We start from the raw sequence: 20,936 nt of genomic DNA, 5'->3' as shown, positions 1-20,936 counted from the left end.
TGACCCCGATCGACACATGAGGAGGTCAACGATGACCAGATGGAAGGCGCTGTCCGACCGGCAGCGCACCGTGTTCCTGATTCTCGCCTCGACCGAGATGGCCCTCACCGCCACCGCCGTGGTGGATCTCTGGTGCCGGCCACAGGCGGCCGTTCGCGGTTCGAAGGCGCTTTGGTGGCCGGTGATCTTCGTGCAGCCCTTCGGCCCGGTCGTCTACCTGTGGAGGGGACGCCGTTGCGACTGAGGCATCCGCCGGGGCGGAGACCCTCCCTCGATCGGGCCCCTCGGCCCTGCCCGGCCGACGATGGAGCAGAAGGTCCCACGTGTCAGGGACGTTCGGTACCGGCGCGCGGCGCCCACGTGAGCTGCGATGGGAGGAGGCACATCGAAGGAGGGGAAGACGATGGCAGGACACATCGTGGTCGGTGTCGACGGATCCGTCCCGGCGACGGCGGCCGCGGAGTACGCCGCTGAGGCCGCTGCTCGCGGCCATGCCACCTTGAGGATCGTGCACGTCCGTGAGCCGTTGGCCGGAACCCAGGCATGGCAGGACGTGGACGGACTCGACGCGGCGATCCAGCAGTACGGCGAGGGAGTCCTCGCCGCGGCCGAGCGGCATGCCCGCGAGAGGGCTCCCGAAGTCGAGGTGTCGACCCGGCTGGTATCCGGAGACGTGATCGAGCGACTCAAGGACGAGGCCGTCGACGCCGACGAGCTGGTGATCGGCAGCAGGGGCATGGGCGGCTTCGCCGGCCTGATCCTCGGCTCGGTGAGCCTCGGCGTCGCCGGTCACGTGCCAGGTCCGATCGTCGTGGTCCGCGAGCCCGCGCGGCGCGCGTACGGCGAGATCGTGGTGGGGTTCGACGGCGGCCCGCGGGCGGAGGCGGCCCTGGTCTACGCGTTCGCCGAGGCCGGGCGGCGGTCCGCGCGGCTCAAGGTGGTCTACGCCTGGCAGATGCCGGCGTTCTACCCCTTCGCGGCCGGCTACAACGACCTGCTGCGAGGCGTGTTCGACGAACGAGCCGCCGTCGTCAGCGAGCAGCTCACGCCCTGGCGTGACAAGCACCCGGACGTCCTGGTGGAAGAAGAGGCGGTCTGCGGCCACGCGACCCACGCCCTCGCCGAGGCGTCGCGCACCGCCGACCTGGTGGTCGTGGGCTCGCGGGGACTCGGCCCGATGGGCGCCGCGTTCCTCGGATCGGTCGGGCACGGACTGCTGCACCGGGCGCACTGCCCGGTCGCCGTCGTGCGCTCGGGGAAGGAGGAGCGATGAGCGTTCTGACCGCGGGCGACGTGATGAGCCGGATCGTCGTCACCGTGACGCCGCAGGAGTCGCCGCTCATGGCGTGGGAACTGATGCGGCGTGCGGGCGTCCACCACATCCCCGTCGTCGACGACCACCGGCGCCTCCACGGCATCCTGACCTTCCAGGACCTGGCCATGGGCTGGTCGGGCGCGCTGTCCGATCTCGCCCGCCGGGAGGTCCGCGACTTCCTCAAGGCCGGCCGCCTGCCCCGCGTCGGCCTGGACCGGCCGATGGACGTGGTCGCGTCCGTCATGCTCGACGCGGGCGTGGACGCGGTCCCCGTGGTCGACGGCCATGGACGCACCGTCGGCCTGATCACCGTGGTCGACATGCTGCGCGTGGTGGCCGGGCGGGTGAAGAAGGCGGCGGGCGAAGGAGAGGTGGGTCCGGCGCTGTTCCGCCTCGAACCCGTCCTGGGCCGATGACCCGCGGGTGACGCCGGGAGACCTCGCAGTGGGTCTCCCGGCGTTCCTGTTCCGGCGTTCCTGTTCCGGGGCGTCTCCGGGGCGTCTCCGGGGCGTCGTGAAGCCGGCCCCGCAGCGGGCGGGGCCCGGCGGCCCCGCCCGCTTTCGCCATGGGTCAGTGGGCCTGCCACGCCGGCAGGTCGTCCTCGTCCCAGCCGAGCTCGTCGACGACCTTCACCACGCCGTTCACCCGCTGGGTCATGCGGACGGCCAGCTCCGCCTCGCTGCGGTTCGGCGTGCGCCCGGCGAGGGTGACGACGCCATCGGCCACGGTGACGGTCAGGCGGTCGGTGGTGATCCACCTGGCCGGCTTCAGCACCTCGTCCATGACCTCGGTGACGATGTCGTCGTCGTCCCTGACGAACACGCGGAGCAGGTCGCCGCGGCTGACGATGCCGGCCGGACGGCCGTCGTCGTCGAGGACGAGGAGCCGTTTGACGTTCTGCTCGTCCATGACGCGCACGGCGCGAACCACGGAGACGCCGGCGCGCACGGTGGCGGCGGGAGTCGTCATGAGGTCGCCTGCCGTCGTCGCCTCGGCCTTGCGGCGGGCGTCGTATCCCGTGGTGCGGTCGGCGCGGGTGCGGCTGGGCGACTCGTAGCACTCGCGGTAGTACAGGTCGCGGAACTCCTCCTTGCGCAGCAGGTCCGCCTCCGAGATCACCCCGGCGACGCGGCCCTCGGCGTCCAGGACGGGCACCGCGCTGATCTTGTTGTCGACGAGCGTGCGGGCCACCTCCTTGAACGGCATCGTGGCGGGCACGGCCGTCACCTCGCGGGTCATGACGTCTCTCACGTTCACGCGCATGGTCTTCTCCTTGTCACGCGTCGGCCGACAACGCCGCCCGGCCCGCCTCAAGGCGGGCCACCGGCACTCGGTAGGGGGAGCAGGACACGTAGTCGAGTCCCGCGTCGTGGAAGAACCGGACGGAGGCGGGGTCGCCTCCGTGCTCGCCGCAGACGCCGATCCGCAGGCCGGGCCGGGCCTGCCGGCCCTCGTCGACGGCCAGGCGCACCAGGCGTCCGACGCCGCGCCGGTCGAGCGTCTCGAACGGCGACTCGTCGAAGATTCCCAGCCGCAGATAGGCGGGGAAGACGGATCCTTCGACGTCGTCACGGGAGAAGCCCCACGTCATCTGCGTCAGGTCGTTGGTGCCGAAGGAGAAGAAGTCGGCCTCGGCGGCGATGTCCGCGGCGGTCAGCGCCGCGCGGGGCACCTCGATCATCGTTCCGACGGGCACGCCTCGATGGACGTCCCGCAGGACCCGTACGGCTTCCGCCTTCACGGCGGCCAGCTCGCGGACGTCGCCGACCAGCGGCACCATGATCTCTGGCCGGGGGTCGCCGCCGGCGGCGGCGCGTTCGGCCGCGGCCTCGGCGATGGCGCGGACCTGCATCGCGAACAGGCCGGGGACCAGCAGCCCGAGGCGCACGCCACGCAGGCCGAGCATCGGGTTGCTCTCGCGCAGGCGGCGCACCGCGGCCAGGAGCCGCCGGTCGTGCTCGCCCGTCGCGCCGAGCAGGTCCTCCAGCGCGGGGAGGAACTCGTGCAGCGGCGGGTCGATGAGCCGTATGGTCACCGGCCGGCCGTCCATCTCGGCCAGGATGCGGGTGAAGTCGGCCCGCTGGAGCGGCAGCAGCGCGTCCAGCGCCGCGCGCACCTCGTCGTCTCCCTCGGCGACGATGAGCCGCTCGATGAGGGCGCGCCGCTCGCCGAGGAACATGTGCTCGGTGCGGCACAGCCCGATTCCGGCGGCGCCGAAGCGGCGGGCGCGGGCGGCGTCGCCGGGGGTGTCGGCGTTGGCGAGCACGTCGAGGCGGCGCAGGGCGTCCGCGTGCGAGATCAGGCGGTGCACCGCGGCGACGAGGGGTCCCGAGGCGGCGTCGAGCTCGCCTTCGAAGTACTGGACGACGGGGGAGGGGCGCACGGGCAGCTCGCCCGCGTAGACCCGTCCGGTGGTGCCGTCGACGGAGACGAGGTCGCCTTCGCGGACCACGACGTCGCCGGCGCGGAATTCGCGCCGTTCCTCATCGACCTCGATGGGTGCGCCGCATACGCAGGTGCGGCCCATGCCGCGGGCGACGACGGCGGCGTGGGAGGTCTTGCCGCCGTGGCTGGTGACGATGCCGCGCGCGGCGAGCATGCCGGGCAGGTCGTCGGGGTTGGTCTCGCGGCGCACGAGGATGACGGGGTCGCGGGCCTCGGCGGCGCGGCGGGAGTCGAAGACGGCCCGGCCGCAGGCCGCGCCGGGGGAGGCGGGGACCCCGGTGACCAGGGGCCGGGGGGCGCCGGTCAGGTCGAAGCGGGGGAACATCAGCTGGGCCAGCCGGTTGCCGTCGACGCGGCGAAGGGCCTCGTTGAGGCTGATCACGCCCTCGTCGACGAGCTGGACGGCGATGGTGAAGGCCGCGGCGGCGGTGCGCTTGCCGACGCGGGTCTGGAGCATCCAGAGCGTGCCCTCTTCGATGGTGAACTCGATGTCGCACAGGTCGCGGTAACGGGCCTCCAGCATTCCCATCGCAGCGGTGAGCCGCTTGAACGAGCGCGGGTCCAGCGTCGCCAGCTCCTGGAGCGGCAGCGTGTCGCGGATGCCGGCGACGACGTCCTCACCCTGGGCGTTCGGCAGGTAGTCGCCGTAGACGCCGCGGGCGCCGGTGGCCGGGTCGCGGGTGAAGGCGACACCCGTCCCGGACGAGGGGCCGCGGTTGCCGTAAACCATGGCCATGACGTTCACCGCGGTGCCGAGGTCGTCGGGGATGTGCTCGGCACGGCGGTAGACGCCCGCGCGTTCGGTGTTCCAGGACCGGAAGACGGCCAGGACGGCGCCTTCGAGCTGCTCACGCGGGTCCTGGGGGAACGGCGTGCCCGTCTGGTCCTGGTAGATCAGCTTGTGGTCGCGCACGATCGCCCGCAGATCGGCCGCGCCGAGCTCCGGGTCGGTTCGAACCCCGGCCGCGTCACGATGCGCGGTCAGCGCCCGCTCGAACAGGTCGTGCGCGATGCCGGCGACGGTGGAGCCGTACATCGAGATGAGCCTGCGGTAGCAGTCCCAGGCGAACCGTTCGTCGCCGGAGGCGGCGGCCAGGCCGATGACGGTGGTGTCGTTGAGGCCGATGTCGAGGATCGTCTCCATCATCCCGGGCATGGAGAACTTGCCGCCGGAGCGGACCGACAGCAGCAGCGGGTCACCGGGGTCGCCGAGCCGGCGGCCCATGGTCTCCTCCACGCGCCGCAGGTGGTCGCCGATCTCGGACAGCAGGCCGTCGGGGATCTCGTTCAGCTTGAGGTAGGCGCGGCAGGCCTCGGTGGTGATCGTGAATCCCGGCGGGACGGGCAGGCCCATGCGGGTCATCTCGGCCAGGTTGGCCCCCTTGCCGCCGAGCAGGTCCTTCAGGTCCTTGCCGCCGTCGGCGAAGTCGTAGACGTAGGTCATGTCGGTTACTCCTCACTGGGAGAGGCGCTTGGGAGGCCGTAGTAGGCGGCGCGCATGAGCTCACGCATGTCGCCGAGCATCGGCATCCGGGGGTTGGCGGGGGCGCACTGGTCCTCGTAGGCGTTGCGCGCCTGTCGGGGGAGCTGGGCGAGGAACTCCTCCTCGTCGACGCCGAGCGCCTGGAACGACGGCTCGATGCCGACGGCGTCCCGCAGGCGTTCGACGGCGGCGGCGAGCTCGTCGGCGCCGCCGTCGATGCCGATCGCGTGGGCGATCTCGGCGAACCGCTCGGGGGCCCGGTAGCTTTCGTATTTGGGCCATCCGGTCGGTTTGGCCGGGACCGTGCCGTTGTAGCGGATGACATGGGGGAGAAGGACGGCGTTGGTCCGCCCGTGCGCCACGTGGAAGGTCGCGCCGAGGGTGTGCGACATGGCGTGGACGATGCCGAGGAAGGCGTTGCCGAACGCCATGCCGGCGATGGTGCCGGCGTTGTGCATGTGCTCGCGCGCCCGCGGGTCGGCGGCGCCGTACTGTACGGCCCGCTCCAGGTTGGCGAAGATGAGCTTGACGGCGTGCAGCGCGAGCCCGTCGGTGAAGTCGCTGGCGTAGACCGACACGTACGCCTCGATGGCGTGGGTGAGGGCGTCGAAGCCGCTGTCGGCGGTGACGACCGGCGGCAGGCCGGCCGCCAGGACCGGGTCGATGATCGCGACGGTCGGGGTGAGCGCGTAGTCGGCGAGGGGGTACTTCTTGCCGGTCGCGGTGTCGGTGATGACGGCGAACGGGGTGACCTCGGCGCCGGTGCCCGACGTGGTCGGCACGCAGACCAGGCGGGCCAGGGCGCCGAGCGGCGGGAACTTGAAGGCGCGCTTGCGGATGTCGAAGAACTTCTGCCGCATGTCGGCGAAGACGACCTCGGGGTGCTCGTAGCGCAGCCACATGACCTTGGCGGCGTCCATGGCCGATCCGCCGCCCAGGGCGATGACGGTGTCGGGTTTGAAGGCGCGCATCAGCTCGGCGCCCCGGTCGACGGTGGCGACGCTCGGCTCGGGCTCGACGTCGTCGATGATCTGCAGCGCGACGCGTTCCGGACGGCGTTGCAGGACGGTGATGATCTGGTCGACGTAGCCCAGGCGGGTCATGGTGGCGTCGGTCACCACGGTGACGCGGTGCACGTCCGGCATGTCGGCGAGGTAGCGGATGGCGTGCGGCTCGAAGTAGATCTTGGCCGGCACCTTGAACCACTGGAGGTTGTTGGTGCGCCGCCCGATCCGCTTGATGTTGAGCAGGTCGATCGCCGACACGTTGTGCGAGACGGAGTTGCGGCCGTAGCTGCCGCAGCCGAGCGTCAGCGACGGGATGAACGCGTTGTACATGTCGCCGATGCCGCCCTGCGAGGAGGGTGCGTTCCAGATGATCCGCACCGCCTTGACCCGCTGTCCGAACTCCTCGGCGAGCAGCTCGTCGCGGGTGTGGATCGCGGCGCTGTGGCCGAGCCCGCCGAACTCGACCATCCGCTCGGCCAGCACGATGCCCTCCTCGCGGCTGTCCGCCCTGAGCACGGCGAGCACCGGGCAGAGCTTCTCCCGGGTCAGCGGCTCGGCCGGGCCGACCCCGCCGGCCTCGGCCAGGATGATCGAGGTGCCGTCCGGGACCGTGAAGCCGGCCTGCTCGGCGATCCACGCGGCGGGCCTGCCGACGACGTCCGGGTTCAGCACGCCGCCGGGGAACAGCAGCTCCTCCAGCTTGCGCTTCTCCTCGGGCGTCGCCCGGTGGGCGTGCAGGCGGGCGAACTCCGCCAGGGCGTCCTCGTACAGGGAGGCGTCGATGATCACCGCTTGCTCGCTGGCGCACACCATGCCGTTGTCGAAGGCCTTGCTCAGCACGACGTCGTTGACCGCGCGCGGCAGGTCGGCGCTGCTCTCGATGTAGGCGGGCACGTTGCCCGCGCCGACTCCCAGAGCGGGCTTGCCCGCCGAGTAGGCGGCCCGGACCATGCCGTTGCCGCCGGTGGCCAGGATGGTGGCGACGCCGTCGTGGCGCATCAGCGCGGTGGTCGCCTCCAGCGACGGCTCGGTGATCCACTGCACGCAGTGCTCGGGCGCGCCCGCCGCGACCGCCGCGTCCTGTACGGCCCGCGCGGCGGCGGCGCTGCACTCCTGCGCGGCCGGGTGGAAGGCGAAGATGATCGGGTTGCGCGTCTTCAGCGCGATCAGCGCCTTGAAGACGGTGGTCGAGGTCGGGTTGGTGACCGGGGTGATCCCGGCGATCACGCCGACCGGTTCGGCGATCTCCACGATGCCGCTGATGTCGTCGCGGCCGATCACCCCGACCGTCTTCAGCTCCGCCATGCTGTTGGTCACGTGCTCGCAGGCGAAGATGTTCTTGACCGCCTTGTCCTCGAACACGCCGCGCCCGGTCTCACGGACCGCCAGCTCGGCCAGCTCGGCGTGCTCGTCCAGGGCCGCCACGGACGCCTTCTTGACGATGTGGTCGATCCCCTCCTGCGTGAAGCTCGCGTACTCGTCCAGAGCCTTGAGTGCGTTTCCCACCAGTAGGTCGATCATTGCCGCTCACCTCGGGCGCGTGTCGTGTCCTGCCGTCGCGTCCAGCATTTCGATCAGCGGAGGACGGCGCCGGAGCCCAAAGCCCCCACCCCGTAGGACCTTCGGCACATGCCGGGTCTCCGGCGGGATTGCGACGGTTGAGGCGCCCGACGAAGGAGGCCTCCGATGCGCGTCGTCAACGCCGTGGTGCGCTGGTTGCTGCTGTCCCCGCTGCACGATCTGCTGTCCCGGGGAGTGGCCCTGCTGCTGATCACCGGCCGCCGTACCGGCCGCACCATCGCCGTTCCCGTCCAGTACGCCGAGGACGGCGACGTCCTCACGATCGTCAGCAGGCGCGAGCGGCTGTGGTGGCGCAACCTCGTCGGCGGCACCTCCGTGCGGGTGGTCCTGCGGGGGCGCGTCCACGAGGCCTACGGCTCGGCGTCCCCGGACGCCGGGGCGGTGCGGGCCGCACTTACCCAGATCGGGCAGCCGCCGGCGCGCTTCCTGGACGACGGCGTGGCCGTCACGATGGTCGTCGGCCGCGCCGAGCCGCGTCCGGCACCCGGTGGCCTGTGGCGGCGCTGGTTCACGGTGGTCACGCTGGGCGAGCTGGCGGGCTTCGCGATCCCCGCCGTGGTGGCCGCGTCGGTCGCGTCGGCGGGATCGGCACTGCTGCAGGCACTGGCCATCGTGGCCGCGGGTGTGGCGGAGGGGACGATCCTGGGCCTCGCCCAGGCGTACGCGCTGCGGTCGGCGTTGCCCTGGGTGCCCACGACGGCGTGGGTGCGGGCCACGGCCGGAGGAGCCGCGATCTCGTGGACGATCGGAGCCGTCCCCGTCGTCTTGGGCGACCGGTTCCTCGATCTGCCGCCGCTCGGGCTCATCGTGCTGGGTGTCGCTCTGCTGACCGCCATGGGCGGGCTGCAATGGCGGGTGCTGGCCGGCCGGCTGCCGCGTTCGGGGTGGTGGGTCGCGGCGACGGCGGGCGCGTGGCTGACGGCGCTGGGAGTCTTCCTGGCGGTGACGACGCCGCTGTGGCGGGAAGGCCGGCCGGGCTGGCTGATCTCCGCGATCGGCGTACTGGGCGGCGGCGCCATGGCCGTGACCGTGGCGGCGCTCACCGGGCTGGCGTTCACGAGGCTGGCGGCCTCGGAACACGAAGACCGCGCGCCCGTCCACGCGGCCTGAATGCAGCCCTGACACCTTCACTGCCCGCTGCAGCTGCTCGATGAGGAAGTCTCGGCGGTCCCGCTCGCGCTGGGCGTCGAGCTGTCGCTGAAGGTTCTCGGTGGCGGCCTGACGTTCCTCGGCGAGGCGGCGGTCGGCGTCCTCGCGGTCCTGCTGGCGCTGCACGACACCCTGCTCGCGTTCACGCTTCGCGGCCCTGATGGTGACGACGAGGCCGGCGACCGCGACGCAGGTGGCCAGGAGTGTGCCCCATCCCTGGAGCTGGTCGGTGAGCTTGGTGTCGTCGCGGGCCTTGCGTGCGGTCTCGTCCGTTCGGTCGTGGACGCGGTGGCCGCAGGAGCAGCGGAAGGTGGCGTAACCGGTGGTTCCCGTTCGACGAACCAGCTGTCGCCGGCCGTTCCCGATCGTGCACGACGAACTCCCGCCGCTCGGCCGCGACGATGACGCCGGTGATCACGGCATCGGAGGAGCGCTCACCGACGAAGTGCGACGCTGTGGCCGCGATCAATGGCGGCTCACCTAGATGGAACGGAGGCCGTGCGCGCGGAGCTGCGCGTGGACCCTTTCGAGCAGTGCCGCGTCGGGAGCGGGCACGTCGGCGAGCGGGAACTCCAGCCCGAGCTTGTGGTACTTCTCCGCCGCCATCCGGTGGAACGGCAGGACGTCCACGTGTTCGACGTTCCCCAGCGTGGCGACGAACCGGGCGAGGGCGTCGACGTCGTCCGGGGCGTCCGTCAGGCCGGGGACGAGCACGAAGCGGATCCACGCCGGCCGCCCGAGTTCCGACAGGCGGCGGGCGAAGCGCAGCGTCGGTTCGAGGTCGACGCCGGTGAGGGCGCGGTAGCCGTCCGGGTCGGCGGACTTGATGTCCAGCAGGACGAGGTCGGTGTCGGCCAGGAGGGCGTCGGAGGCGCGGTCACCCAGGTAGCCGGATGTGTCCAGCGCGGTGTGCAGGCCCAGCTCGCGGCTGCGTCGCAGCAGGCCGGCGGTGAAGCGGTGCTGGAGGAGTGGTTCGCCGCCGCTGACGGTGACGCCGCCGCCGGCGACGGTGATGAAGCGGCGGTACTTGCCGACTTCGGCCATCACCTCCTCGACGGTCACGCGGCGGCCGTCGCGCATGCGCCATGTCTCGGGGTTCTGGCAGTACAGGCAGCGCAGCGCGCATCCGCCGGTGAAGACCACGAAGCGGGTGCCGGGGCCGTCCACGCCGACCGACAGGTCCCAGGAGCTGATCACGCCGGTCCCGGCCGGGGGAGGCGGCGGGCGCAGTTCGCCCGCCGCCTCGGCCAGGGTGGCCTCCCTGGCGTCCATCACAGGGAGCCGTGGAAGGTGCGGTCGACGACGTCCTGCTGCTGTTCCCGCGTCAGGCGGACGAAGTTCACCGCGTAGCCGGACACGCGGATCGTCAGCTGCGGGTAGTTCTCCGGGTGCTCCATCGCGTCCAGGAGGACGGCGCGGGTGAGGACGTTGACGTTCATGTGGAAGCCGCCCGCGTCGATGTACCCGTCCAGCACGCCGACGAGGTTGGTGATCCGTTCGGTCGAGGTGCGGCCGAGTCCTTCGGGTGTCACCGTGTTGGTCAGGGAGATGCCGTCGCGCGCCTCGGCGTACGGCAGCTTGGCGACCGACAGCGCCGAGGCGATCATGCCGTGGCGGTCGCGGCCGTTCATGGGGTTGGCGCCGGGGGCGAACGGCTCGCCGGCGCGGCGGCCGTCGGGGGTGTTGCCGGTGTGCTTGCCGTACACGACGTTCGAGGTGATCGTCAGGACCGACTGGGTGTGCTCGGCGTCCCGGTACGACGGGTGCTCGCGCACCTTGGCCATGAACGAGCGCACCAGTTCGACGGCGATGGCGTCCACGCGGTCGTCGTTGTTGCCGAACGCGGGGTAGTCGCCCTCGACCACGTAGTCGACCGCCAGCCCGGACGCGTCGCGGATGACGCGCACACGTGCGTGCTTGATGGCCGACAGGCTGTCGGCGGCCACGGACAGACCGGCGATGCCGCACGCCAGGGTGCGTTTGACCGGGTAGCTGTGCAGCGCCATCTCGACGCGCTCGTAGGCGTACTTGTCGTGCATGTAGTGGATGACGTTCAGCGCGTTCACGTATGTGCGGGCCAGCCAGTCCATCATCCGGTCGAAGGCGGGGGCGACCTCGTCGTAGGACAGGTAGTCGCCCTCCAGCGCCGGGACCGCGGGGGCGACCTGCTCGCCGGTCATCTCGTCGCGGCCGCCGTTGACGGCGTACAGCAGCGTCTTGGCGAGGTTGACGCGGGCGCCGAAGAACTGCATCTGCCTGCCGACGGGGGCGGCCGACACGCAGCAGGCGATGGCGGTGTCGTCGCCGTAGGCCGGGCGCATCAGGTCGTCGCTCTCGTACTGGATGGAGCTCGTCTCGATCGACAGGGCGGCGCAGAACCGTTTGAACGGCTCGGGCAGCCGCGGCGACCAGAACACGGTCAGGTTCGGCTCCGGCGCGGGGCCCAGATTGCGCAGCGTCTGCAGGTAGCGGAAGCTCGTGCGGGTCACCAGCGGCCTGCCGTCGGCGCCGATGCCGCCGATCGACTCGGTCACCCAGGTGGGGTCGCCGGAGAACAGCTGGTCGTATTCGGGGGTGCGCAGGAACCGCACGATCCGCAGCTTGATCACGAAGTCGTCGATCAGCTCCTGGGCCTGCTCCTCGGTGAGCAGCCCTTCGGCGAGGTCGCGCTGGATGTAGATGTCGAGGAAGGTCGAGGTGCGGCCCAGCGACATCGCGGCGCCGTTCTGCTCCTTGACCGCGGCCAGGTAGGCGAAATACGTCCACTGGACGGCCTCGCGGGCGGTGGCCGCCGGGCGGGAGACGTCGTACCCGTAGGCGGCGGCCATCTGGCGCAGCTCGCCCAGGGCGCGGATCTGCTCGCTCAGCTCCTCCCGGTCGCGGATCACCGCGTCGCTCGCGAAGGCGTCGTCCAGGCCGTGCAGCTCGTCCTTCTTGGCGTCGACGAGGCGGGTGATCCCGTACAGGGCGACGCGGCGGTAGTCGCCGACGATGCGGCCGCGGCCGTAGGCGTCGGGCAGGCCGGTGACGACCCCCGAGCGGCGGGCGGCGCGGATCTCGGGGGTGTAGGCGTCGAAGACGCCGTCGTTGTGGGTCTTGCGGTGCTTGGTGAAGATCTCCTTCACCAGCGGGTCGAGCGTGTAGCCGTAGGCGGCCAGGCCGCTGGCGACCATGCGCAGCCCGCCCTGCGGCATGATCGCCCGCTTGAGCGGCGCGTCGGTCTGCAGGCCGACGATCAGCTCCCGGTCCCGGTCGATGTACCCGGGGGCGTGCGCGGTGATCGACGAGGGCGTCGAGGTGTCCACGTCGTACACGCCGCGCTCGCGCTCCCGCGGCAGGAGGGCGGCGATCGCGTCCCAGACGGCCCGGGTCCGCTCGGTCGGCCCGGCGAGGAACGTCTCGTCGCCGGTGTACGGCGTGTAGTTGGCCTGGATGAACGCCCGGACGTCGATGTCCGCACGCCACCCGGTCCCGCGGAAACCGTGCCACGCGGTGATCGGGGCCATGTGCTCGCGATCCATGGTGACCGTCATCGGAAACCCCCTCCTATCGGCCTCTGAGGCCACCCTGGCCCCGGGGCGTGTGTTCCACAGGGAGCGGAGGTCACCGATCAGTGGGACGAAGGTCCTTCCGCGGAGACCGCTCATGACGTCGCGGACCGGCATCACGGGGGACTCCGTCACTTCATCGGCTCATGACGGCGGCGATGACGACGAGGGCCGGAAGTCCCCCTCTGCCGTGCCTGTTCGCCCCTACGGCCGCCGCCCGCCGCGCCGGACGATCGGGTCAGCGACGGTCTGGGAGGAATCATGATGAAGATCGGTATCAACGGGTTCGGGCGGATCGGCCGCGCGGTGCTCCGGGCCGGCCTGGCGCAGGGGCTCGACGTGGTCGCGATCAACGACCTCGCCGACCCGGAGGCGCTGGCCCACCTGCTGAAGCACGACTCGACGTACGGAACCTACGACAAGCCCGTCGAGGTCGCGCCGGGCGCGCTGATCGTCGACGGCCGGCGCATCCCCGTCACCGGCCACCCCGAGCCCGCCGGCATCGACTGGGAGGCGTACGGCGTGGACCTCGTGATCGAGGCGACCGGCCGCTTCCGCACCCGCGCCGACGCCGAGATCCACCTGAAGAACGGGGCCCGCAAGGTCCTCGTCAGCGCGCCCGGCAAGGGGATGGACGTCACCGTCGTCCCCGGCGTCAACGACGCCGCCTACAGCCCCGGGCTGCACCAGATCATCTCGATGGCGTCCTGCACGACGAACTGCGTCGCCCCCATGGTCAAGGTCCTCCATGAGTCGTTCGGCCTGGTGAAGGGCTTCATGACGACCGTTCACGCGTACACGGGGGACCAGCGGCTGCTCGACGCGCCGCACAAGGACCCGCGCCGCGCGCGTTCGGCGGCCGTGAACATCGTCCCGACGACCACCGGGGCGGCGCGCATGGTCGGCGAGGTCATGCCCGAACTGAGCGGCCGGCTCGACGGCATCGCGCTGCGCGTCCCCGTGGCCGACGGGTCGCTGACCGACCTGTCGGCCGTCGTCGCCCGCCAGACCAGCGTCGAGGAGGTCAACCACGCCTTCGCCGAGGCGGGACAGAGCCGCATGGCGGGCGTGCTGCGCTACAGCACCGCGCCCCTGGTCTCCAGCGACGTCGTCGGCGACCCCGCGTCCTGTGTCTTCGACTCGCCCCTGACGCAGGTCGACGGCACGCTCGTGAAGGTCTTCGGCTGGTACGACAACGAGTGGGGGTACGCCTCCCGTCTCACGGAGATGGCCGCCCGCATCGCCGCCGAACGCTAGCCGCGCACAACGGCCCGGCGGGCGGCCCGGCGCCCGCCGGGCTCCGCCGTGTCGTCCCCGCGGCTCCGCCGTGTCGTCCCAGCGGCTCCGCCGCGTCGTCCGCGCCGCTCTGCCGCCGGACACGTCCGATGGGCCCGGCGTGCTGGGACCTTCGGCCCTGGGGCTCCGGGCCGGCGCGCGGTGCCATGGAGGAGACGAAGGAGGAGTCATGAAGGATGTCATCGTCGTCGCCGTCGACGGCTCCCCGGCCTCACTGGCGGCCGTCGAATGGGCGGTCGACGACGCGGTGCGCGTCCGCGCACCCCTGCGCATCGTCCACGTGGTGGACCGGTTCCCGTACGAGATCACGAAGTTCCCCGATCCCGGCCTCGGCGATCATCTCGCGCGCACGGCCGCCCGGATCCTGCAGAAGGGGCGGGAGACGGCGCTGGACCGCAATCCGGGGGTGGCCGTCACGACGGCGATCCTCGAGGGCAGGCCCGCCCGTGCGCTGTGCCAACAGGCCGGAGAGGCGGCCGAGCTCGTGCTCGGAACCCGGGGCATGGGCGGCTTCGCCGGAGCCGTCGTCGGGTCGGTCAGCATGCACGTGGCGGGTCACGCCCCTGGACCGGTGGTCGTGGTGCGGCACCTGCCCGAGCCGGCCCGCGGTGAAATCGTGGTCGGTCTCGACGACTCGCCCGCGTGCCGGCCCGCGCTCGCCTACGCCTTCGAGCAGGCCCGGCGGCGCGCGAGCTCGATGCGGGCCCTGCACGCGTGGCAGATGCCCGTGCACGTCTACGCGCCCGAGATCCCCTACGACATGGACGAGATCCGCACCGCGCAGCACGCGGTGGCGGCCGGGCTGCTCGGCGAATGGCGCGAGGAGTATCCCGACGTCAAGGTCATCGAGGACGTGCGGTGCGCGCACGCGGTCGAAGCCCTCGTCGACGCCTCGTCCGGCGCGGATCTCCTCGTCGTCGGCTCGCACGGCCGCGGCGCCCTCGGCTCCGCCGTCATCGGCTCCGTCAGCCGCGGAGTGCTGCACCACGCCCACTGCCCTGTCGCGGTCGTGCGCGGCAGGACCTGAGCTCGAAGGAGCAAGCCATGTCCATGGAAGTCAGGCACGTGATGGGGCATGTCGCGATCGCCGTCCACGAGGACGCGAGTTTCGCGGAGATCGTGTCGACCCTCCGCAGGTTCGCCGTCGGGGCGGTCACGGTCATCGACCGCGACCGGCGCCCGGTGGGCATCGTGTCCGAGGACGACCTGCTCCTCAAGGAGATCGGGACCGCCCGGGGCGGCCTGCTGCCGCTGACCAGGGAACGGCGGACAGAACGCCGTAAGTCGGCCGCCGTCACCGCCGGGGACCTGATGACCTCGCCGGCCATCGTCGTCACCCCCGGCACACCGGTACGCGACGCCGCCGAGAAGATGCACGCCAGCCATGTGAAGCAGCTCCCTGTGATCGATCCGGTCACGGGGCGGGTCTGCGGCACCCTTCACCAGTCCGACGTGCTGCGGGTGTTCGAGCGGCCGCTCGGCGAGCTGCACGACGAGATCGTCGCTCTCGTCCGCGACCAGCTGGGGCTCGATCCCGGCGCCCTGGCGTTCGACGTCGTGGGCGGTGTGGTCACGATCACCGGAGAGGCGATGGCCGATGACGTCGAACGGCTGGTCCGGGCCGTGCGCCGGGTGGACGGCGTCGTGGCCGTCGTACCGGAGGTCGAGACCCGCCCGCGCGGGGAGGCGGCCGTCTACCCCCCGGTCTACTGACGCGGACGACGCGCGAGGCCGGCCCGACGGTGCTCGTCGGGCCGGCCTCGTCGTGTGCTCAGGCGCCTCCTTCGCACGCTCCGCGGCCGGGTCGCCGCGCGGGTGGCGCCGCCCGGGGGCCCGCGGCGAGGAGGACCAAGGTCCCGATCGAACGGGCCGCCCGGCTCTACGGACGGCCCCGGCCGATGGGCGACGCTGCCGGAAGTCCCTCTATGACTTGGAGTTTCCGTGGACGTCCTGGACCTGTCGCGATGGCAGTTCGGCATCACGACCGTCTACCACTTCCTCTTCGTGCCGCTGACGATCGGGCTGTCGCTCCTCGTGGCGGGCATGCAGACGGCCTGGCACCGCACCCAGAACCCAGCCTATCTGCGGATGACCCGCTTCTGGGGCAAGCTCTTCCTGATCAACTTCGCGATGGGCGTGGTGACGGGCATCGTCCAGGAGTTCCAGTTCGGGATGAACTGGAGCGCCTACTCCCGCTTCGTCGGCGACGTCTTCGGCGCCCCGCTCGCCATGGAGGGGCTGATCGCCTTCTTCATGGAGTCCACGTTCCTCGGACTGTGGATCTTCGGCTGGGACCGGCTGCCGCCGCGGATCCACCTGGCCACCATCTGGGCGGCCTCGATCGGCACCGCCGTCTCGGCGTACTTCATCCTGGCCGCCAACTCCTGGATGCAGCATCCCGTCGGCTACCGTCTCAACCCCGTCACCAAGCGGGCCGAGCTGACCGACATCTGGGCGGTGCTCACCAACTCCACGACGCTCGTCACGTTCCCCCATGTGATCTTCGGCGCGTTCGTCACCGCGGGCGCGTTCGTCGCCGGAATCAGCGTCTGGCAGCTCGCCCGGAAGACGGACACCGCCCTCTTCCGCACCTCGGCCCGGCTGGCCATGGTCGTCAGCCTCGTCGCGGCCGTGGGCGTCGCCCTGTCCGGCCACTGGCAGGCCCAGATCATGACCGAGCAGCAGCCGATGAAGATGGCCGCCGCCGAGGCCCTGTGGGAGGACGAGACGTCCGCCGGCTTCTCCCTGTTCGCCGTCGGCGACGTCGAGAACGGCCGCAACAGCGTGAACCTCCAGGTCCCCGACGGACTGAGCCTGCTGGCCACCAACTCCCTGGACGGCGAGGTCGAGGGGATCAACGACGTCCAGGCCCGCTACCAGGCCCGGTACGGCCCCGGCGACTACCGTCCCGTCATCGGTCTCGCCTACTGGTCGTTCCGCCTCATGATCGGGTTCGGGGCCCTGGCCGGGCTGCTGGCGCTGGCCGGGCTGTGGCTCACCCGCCGCGGGCGGCTGCCCCGGAGCCGGTGGTTCACCCGGGTCGCCGTCCTCGGCATCGGCCTGCCGTTCCTGGCCAACTCGCTCGGCTGGATCTTCACCGAGATGGGCCGCCAGCCGTGGACCGTCTTCGGGATCATGCGCACCGCCGCCGCCGTCTCCCCGGGAGCCGACGTCGCCGAGGTCGCGATCAGCCTGACCGGCTTCACCCTCGTGTACGCCGTGCTGGCGGCCGTCGAGGTCCGGCTGCTGCTGAAGTTCATCCGCCTGGGTCCCGGCCCCGAGTCCGGCGCCGCCCCCGCCGAGCCGCTTCCCGCCCTCTCGTACTAAGGACCCGTACCCATGGAACTCACGACCGTCTGGTTCGTGCTCATCGCGGTCCTGTGGACCGGCTACTTCGTCCTTGAGGGCTTCGACTTCGGCGTCGGCGTTCTGCTGCCGTTCCTCGCCCGCGACGAGTCCGAGCGGCGGCTCGTCGTCGCGTCGATCGGACCCGTCTGGGACGGCAACGAGGTGTGGCTGCTGGTGGCCGGCGGCGCGACGTTCGCCGCCTTCCCCGAGTGGTACGCCACCCTGTTCAGCGGCTTCTACCTGCCGCTGTTCCTCATCCTGCTCGCGCTGATCGCGCGCGGCGTCGCCCTGGAGTACCGCAACAAGAGCGACAGCACGCGGGGCTGGGACCGGGCCTTCTTCTGGGGCTCTCTCGCTCCCGCGTTCCTCTGGGGGGTCGCGTTCGCCGACATCGTCCACGGCGTGCCGCTCAACGCCGCGCACGAGTTCACCGGGGACCTGTTCACCCTTCTCAGCCCGTACGCCCTGCTCGGCGGCGCGGCGACGCTCACACTGTTCACCTTCCACGGGGCGGTCTTCCTCGCCCTGCGCACCACGGGGGAGCTGCGGGCGACGGCGACGCGGCTGGGCCGCCAGGTCGGCATGCTCGCCCTCCTCGTCGGCGGCGCGTTCCTGCTGATCACCCAGCTCGGCACGGGCAAGCCCGTCACCTGGGCGGCCGCGGCCGTCGCCGCCGCCGGCATCGCGGGCGCGCTGATCGCCATGGAACGCGGCAGGGACGGCTGGGCGTTCACCGCCAACGCGCTGGCGATCGTCGCGGTCACGGCGACGCTGTTCGGGGACCTGTGGCCGAACGTGATGCCGGCCCTCGATCCCGCCAACAGCCTCACGGTGCACAACGCCAGCTCGACACCGTACACGTTGACGGTCATGACCTGGGTGGCCGCGATCTTCACGCCCGTGGTGCTGCTCTATCAGGGGTGGACGTACTGGGTGTTCCGCAAGCGCCTTACCACCGGCCCCTCAGATCGGGTCGTTGGTCCCTGACCTCCGCCGCCGGGCGATGCTGGACTGAGCTCATGACGAACCGACTGCAGTCCGTGGTCCAGGCCGCCGTGTGGGCGCCGTCCCTCCACAACACGCAGCCCTGGTCCTTCGTCATCGAGGACGAGGAGATACGGCTGCGTGCCGACACCGGCCGGCGGCTGCGCGTCTCCGATCCCCGCGGACGGGAACTGATGCTGAGTTGCGGCGCAGCCCTGTTCAACATGAGGATCGCGCTGCGCGCCCTCGGCCGGGAGGCCGTGGTCCGCGTGCTGCCCGACCCGGACCGGCCGGTGGTCCTCGCCACGGTCCGGGAGGGCGAGCCGTGCGAGCCGGACGAGCGCACGCGGCTGTTGCACGCCGAGATCGTCCGCCGCCGCACTCACCGCGCCGGTTTCGCGCATCTGCCGATTCCCGGCCCGCTGCTGGACGCGCTGGTCAGGCAGGCCGAACAGGAAGGGGCACGGCTCACGTTCGTGGGCTCCGAGCCCGTGGTCCGCGTCCTGGCCGCGCTCACGGCGGCGGCCGAGGAGGTCCAGGAGCAGGACCGCGCCCTCAGCCTGGAGCTCGCCCGCTGGAGCCGCCCGCCCGGCACGCGCCACTCGGACGGCGTCGCCCCCCATGCCTACCCCAGCGCGCCCCGCCGGACGTACCCGCATTTCAGCCAGCGCGACTACGCCCACGGCCACGCCTGGGGCAGCCACGACGACCAGCGCGCGGCCACTTCGACCGGCCGCGTCGCCCTGCTCACGACGCCCGGCGACGAGCCGGGCGACTGGATCGTCGCCGGCCAGGCCCTGCAACGGGCTCTGCTGTACGCCTCGGCCCACGGCGTCGGGGCCGCCTTCCACACCCAGGCCCTCGAACACGGGCATCTGCGCGCCTTCATCCGCCAGGAGGTGTGCTCCGGCGAGCACCCACAGATGATCATGCGGCTGGGCTATCCGCTGACCGAGGCGGCCGCCGTACGCCGCCCGATCTCCGAGGTCCTGGACAGGCGGTGATCAGCCCCTGGATCGGCGTGGAAGCACTCCACGGGGGGCGTTTCGGTATCTTGGTGCACAATGTGGCCATGACCATGGACGAGCCGCATCCGCTGATCCCTAGCATGCGGCTGGACGAGCTGCTCGCGGAGCTCCAAGGGCGCCTGAACGCCGTTCTCGCCACGCGTGACCGCGTGCACACGTTGCTGGAGGCGGTCGTCCTCATCGGCAGCGACCTGGAGCTGGAGACGGTGCTGCGGCGCATCGTGGAGTCCGCGACCCGGCTCGTCGACGCCAGCTACGGCGCGCTCGGCGTCATCGGCGAGGAGAACACGCTGCTCGAGTTCATCCCCGTGGGGCTCAGCGAGGAGGAGATCGAGCGGATCGAGCACTGGCCTCACGGGCTGGGGCTCCTCGGACTGCTGATCAAGGAACCGCGCCCGTTGCGGCTGGCCCGGATCGCCGACCACCCCGCCTCCTACGGGTTCCCCCCGGGTCACCCGCCGATGGGGTCGTTCCTTGGCGTGCCCCTGCGCGTACGCGACGAGGTGTTCGGCAACCTCTACCTGACGGAGAAGCGCGGGGGAGCGGAGTTCGACGAGGAGGACCAGGCCGTCGTCACCGCGCTGGCCACCGCCGCCGGCGTCGCCATCGAGAACGCCCGCCTGTACGAGGACACCCGCCGCCGGGAGATCTGGCTTCAGGCGTCGTCCGAGGTCACGACCAGCCTGCTGTCGGGCGCCGGCCCTCAGGCGGTGCTCAGCCAGGTGGCCCGCCGCGTCCGCGAGATGGCCGACGCCGACGTGACCGCGCTGCTCTTCCCCACCGAGGACGGCGCCTCGCTCCGCGTCATGATCACCGAGGGCGACGACCACCTGGAGGGCGTGGAGTTCGCCATGGCGGGGTCGATGTCCGGACGGGCGTACCTCAGCGGGGAGTCGCAACTGGTCAGCGATCTGAGCGCCAGCGGCCTGGCCGACGACGACATTCCCGTCGGACCCGGAGCGGCCGTGCCGCTGGGCAAGGCCGGCGCGGTGCGGGGCGTCGTCGTGCTGGGCAAACGGTCCGGCCGGCTGCCCTTCACACCGTCGATGCTGCGCATGCTGCACGCGTTCGCCGACCAGGCCGCGATCGCCCTGGAGCTGGCCGAGGCCCGTCAGGACGCCGAGCGCCTCGGTCTGCTGGAGGACCGTGACCGCATCGCCAAGGATCTGCACGACGTCGTCATCCAGCGCCTGTTCGCCACGGCGATGACGCTGATGAGCACGGTGAAGCTGATCGACCGGCCGGAGGCCGCCACACGGGTGCGGCACGCGATCGACGAGCTCGACGAGACGATCCGCCAGATCCGTTCCACGATCTTCGCCTTGCAGTCGCCCGAGCGCGGCACCGACTCCGGTCTGCGGGCACGCGTCGTCGAACTGGTCGAGAGCGCGCGCGGGCACCTGGGCTTCATGCCGGGGCTGCGGATGGAGGGGCAGCTCGACAACGACGTGCCGGCGCCGGTGGCGGATCACTTCCTCGCCGTGCTGCGGGAGGCCATGTCCAACGTGGTCCGGCACGCGAAGGCGTCCAAGGTGGACGTGTCCGCCGAGGTCACGGGCGGCGTGCTCACACTCGTCGTACGGGACGACGGGATCGGGATTCCCGCCGACGGCCGCCGCAGCGGGCTGCAGAACCTGCGAGAGCGTGCGGCCCAGCTCGGCGGGACCTTCGCGGCGGAGCCGGCCGACGGGGGCGGGACGCGCCTGTGCTGGAGCGTCCCGGTCAGGTGACGCGGCGGCCGGAGACCCGATC

At 71.6% G+C, this 20,936-nt stretch carries 16 protein-coding genes; 11 read left to right on the top strand and 5 right to left on the bottom strand.

What is annotated here, in order from left to right; genetic code table 11:
• The first annotated feature begins 31 nt into the window (after positions 1 to 31).
• From AB0B72_RS24800 to AB0B72_RS24790, 3 genes are all read left to right on the top strand, one after another.
• Positions 32 to 244, top strand: coding sequence for a hypothetical protein (locus AB0B72_RS24800; RefSeq protein ID WP_367741312.1), 213 nt, complete (start codon positions 32 to 34; stop codon positions 242 to 244).
• A 159-nt stretch (positions 245 to 403) separates the two neighbouring features.
• Positions 404 to 1,273 carry a universal stress protein gene (locus AB0B72_RS24795; RefSeq protein WP_367741311.1) on the top strand — a complete coding sequence of 290 codons (870 nt, stop codon included), beginning with the start codon at positions 404 to 406 and terminating at the stop codon, positions 1,271 to 1,273.
• Positions 1,270 to 1,731, top strand: a complete 462-nt coding sequence (locus AB0B72_RS24790; RefSeq protein WP_367741310.1) for an HPP family protein — start codon at positions 1,270 to 1,272, stop codon at positions 1,729 to 1,731. The genes AB0B72_RS24795 and AB0B72_RS24790 overlap by 4 nt, the downstream gene beginning before the upstream one ends.
• Positions 1,732 to 1,885: 154 nt before the next feature.
• Here the strand turns inward: AB0B72_RS24790 and AB0B72_RS24785 are convergent, their stop codons facing one another.
• Genes AB0B72_RS24785 through adhE form a run of 3 tightly spaced genes read right to left on the bottom strand, consistent with a single transcriptional unit; the run spans position 1,886 to position 7,771 of the window.
• On the bottom strand, positions 1,886 to 2,578 hold the full coding sequence (locus AB0B72_RS24785) for a CBS domain-containing protein (RefSeq protein ID WP_367741309.1): 693 nt from the start codon (positions 2,576 to 2,578) through the stop codon (positions 1,886 to 1,888).
• Between the two features lie 13 nt (positions 2,579 to 2,591).
• Positions 2,592 to 5,204, bottom strand: coding sequence for a pyruvate, phosphate dikinase (gene ppdK / locus AB0B72_RS24780; RefSeq protein WP_367741308.1), 2,613 nt, complete (start codon positions 5,202 to 5,204; stop codon positions 2,592 to 2,594).
• 5 nt (positions 5,205 to 5,209) lie between these two features.
• Positions 5,210 to 7,771: a bifunctional acetaldehyde-CoA/alcohol dehydrogenase gene (gene adhE / locus AB0B72_RS24775; protein WP_367741307.1), complete on the bottom strand. Its 2,562-nt coding sequence runs from the start codon at positions 7,769 to 7,771 to the stop codon at positions 5,210 to 5,212.
• Between the two features lie 165 nt (positions 7,772 to 7,936).
• Between adhE and AB0B72_RS24770 the strand changes: the two genes are divergently transcribed.
• Positions 7,937 to 8,941 (top strand): nitroreductase/quinone reductase family protein, encoded by a 1,005-nt coding sequence (locus tag AB0B72_RS24770; protein ID WP_367741306.1) that lies wholly within the window; start codon positions 7,937 to 7,939, stop codon positions 8,939 to 8,941.
• 519 nt (positions 8,942 to 9,460) lie between these two features.
• Here the strand turns inward: AB0B72_RS24770 and pflA are convergent.
• Entirely contained in the window at positions 9,461 to 10,252 is a 792-nt protein-coding gene (gene pflA / locus AB0B72_RS24765; protein ID WP_367741305.1) for a pyruvate formate-lyase-activating protein, read from the bottom strand.
• Positions 10,252 to 12,486: a formate C-acetyltransferase gene (pflB, locus tag AB0B72_RS24760; RefSeq protein ID WP_367741390.1), complete on the bottom strand. Its 2,235-nt coding sequence runs from the start codon at positions 12,484 to 12,486 to the stop codon at positions 10,252 to 10,254. Before pflB ends, pflA begins: the two co-directional genes overlap by 1 nt.
• A 306-nt stretch (positions 12,487 to 12,792) precedes the next feature.
• Here pflB and gap point away from each other — a divergent pair, with 306 nt between their 5' ends.
• The 7 genes from gap to AB0B72_RS24725 all read left to right on the top strand — a co-directional run bounded on the left by gap (position 12,793) and on the right by AB0B72_RS24725 (position 20,914).
• On the top strand, positions 12,793 to 13,785 hold the full coding sequence (gene gap / locus AB0B72_RS24755; RefSeq protein ID WP_367741389.1) for a type I glyceraldehyde-3-phosphate dehydrogenase: 993 nt from the start codon (positions 12,793 to 12,795) through the stop codon (positions 13,783 to 13,785).
• A gap of 208 nt (positions 13,786 to 13,993) precedes the next feature.
• Positions 13,994 to 14,851 carry a universal stress protein gene (locus AB0B72_RS24750; protein ID WP_367741304.1) on the top strand — a complete coding sequence of 286 codons (858 nt, stop codon included), beginning with the start codon at positions 13,994 to 13,996 and terminating at the stop codon, positions 14,849 to 14,851.
• A gap of 17 nt (positions 14,852 to 14,868) precedes the next feature.
• On the top strand, positions 14,869 to 15,537 hold the full coding sequence (locus AB0B72_RS24745) for a CBS domain-containing protein (RefSeq protein WP_367741303.1): 669 nt from the start codon (positions 14,869 to 14,871) through the stop codon (positions 15,535 to 15,537).
• A gap of 228 nt (positions 15,538 to 15,765) precedes the next feature.
• On the top strand, positions 15,766 to 17,151 hold the full coding sequence (locus AB0B72_RS24740) for a cytochrome ubiquinol oxidase subunit I (RefSeq protein WP_367741302.1): 1,386 nt from the start codon (positions 15,766 to 15,768) through the stop codon (positions 17,149 to 17,151).
• 12 nt (positions 17,152 to 17,163) lie between these two features.
• On the top strand, positions 17,164 to 18,159 hold the full coding sequence (cydB, locus tag AB0B72_RS24735) for a cytochrome d ubiquinol oxidase subunit II (RefSeq protein WP_367741301.1): 996 nt from the start codon (positions 17,164 to 17,166) through the stop codon (positions 18,157 to 18,159).
• A 32-nt stretch (positions 18,160 to 18,191) separates the two neighbouring features.
• Complete coding sequence (locus AB0B72_RS24730) at positions 18,192 to 19,160, top strand: hypothetical protein (RefSeq protein WP_367741300.1); 969 nt, start codon at positions 18,192 to 18,194, stop codon at positions 19,158 to 19,160.
• A 68-nt stretch (positions 19,161 to 19,228) separates the two neighbouring features.
• Entirely contained in the window at positions 19,229 to 20,914 is a 1,686-nt protein-coding gene (locus tag AB0B72_RS24725) for a GAF domain-containing sensor histidine kinase (RefSeq protein ID WP_367741299.1), read from the top strand.
• Positions 20,915 to 20,936 lie beyond the last annotated feature (22 nt).

Source organism: Microbispora sp. NPDC049125, assembly GCF_040802045.1.
Lineage (GTDB): Bacteria > Actinomycetota > Actinomycetes > Streptosporangiales > Streptosporangiaceae > Microbispora.
This window is presented reverse-complemented; position numbering and strand designations above follow the sequence as displayed.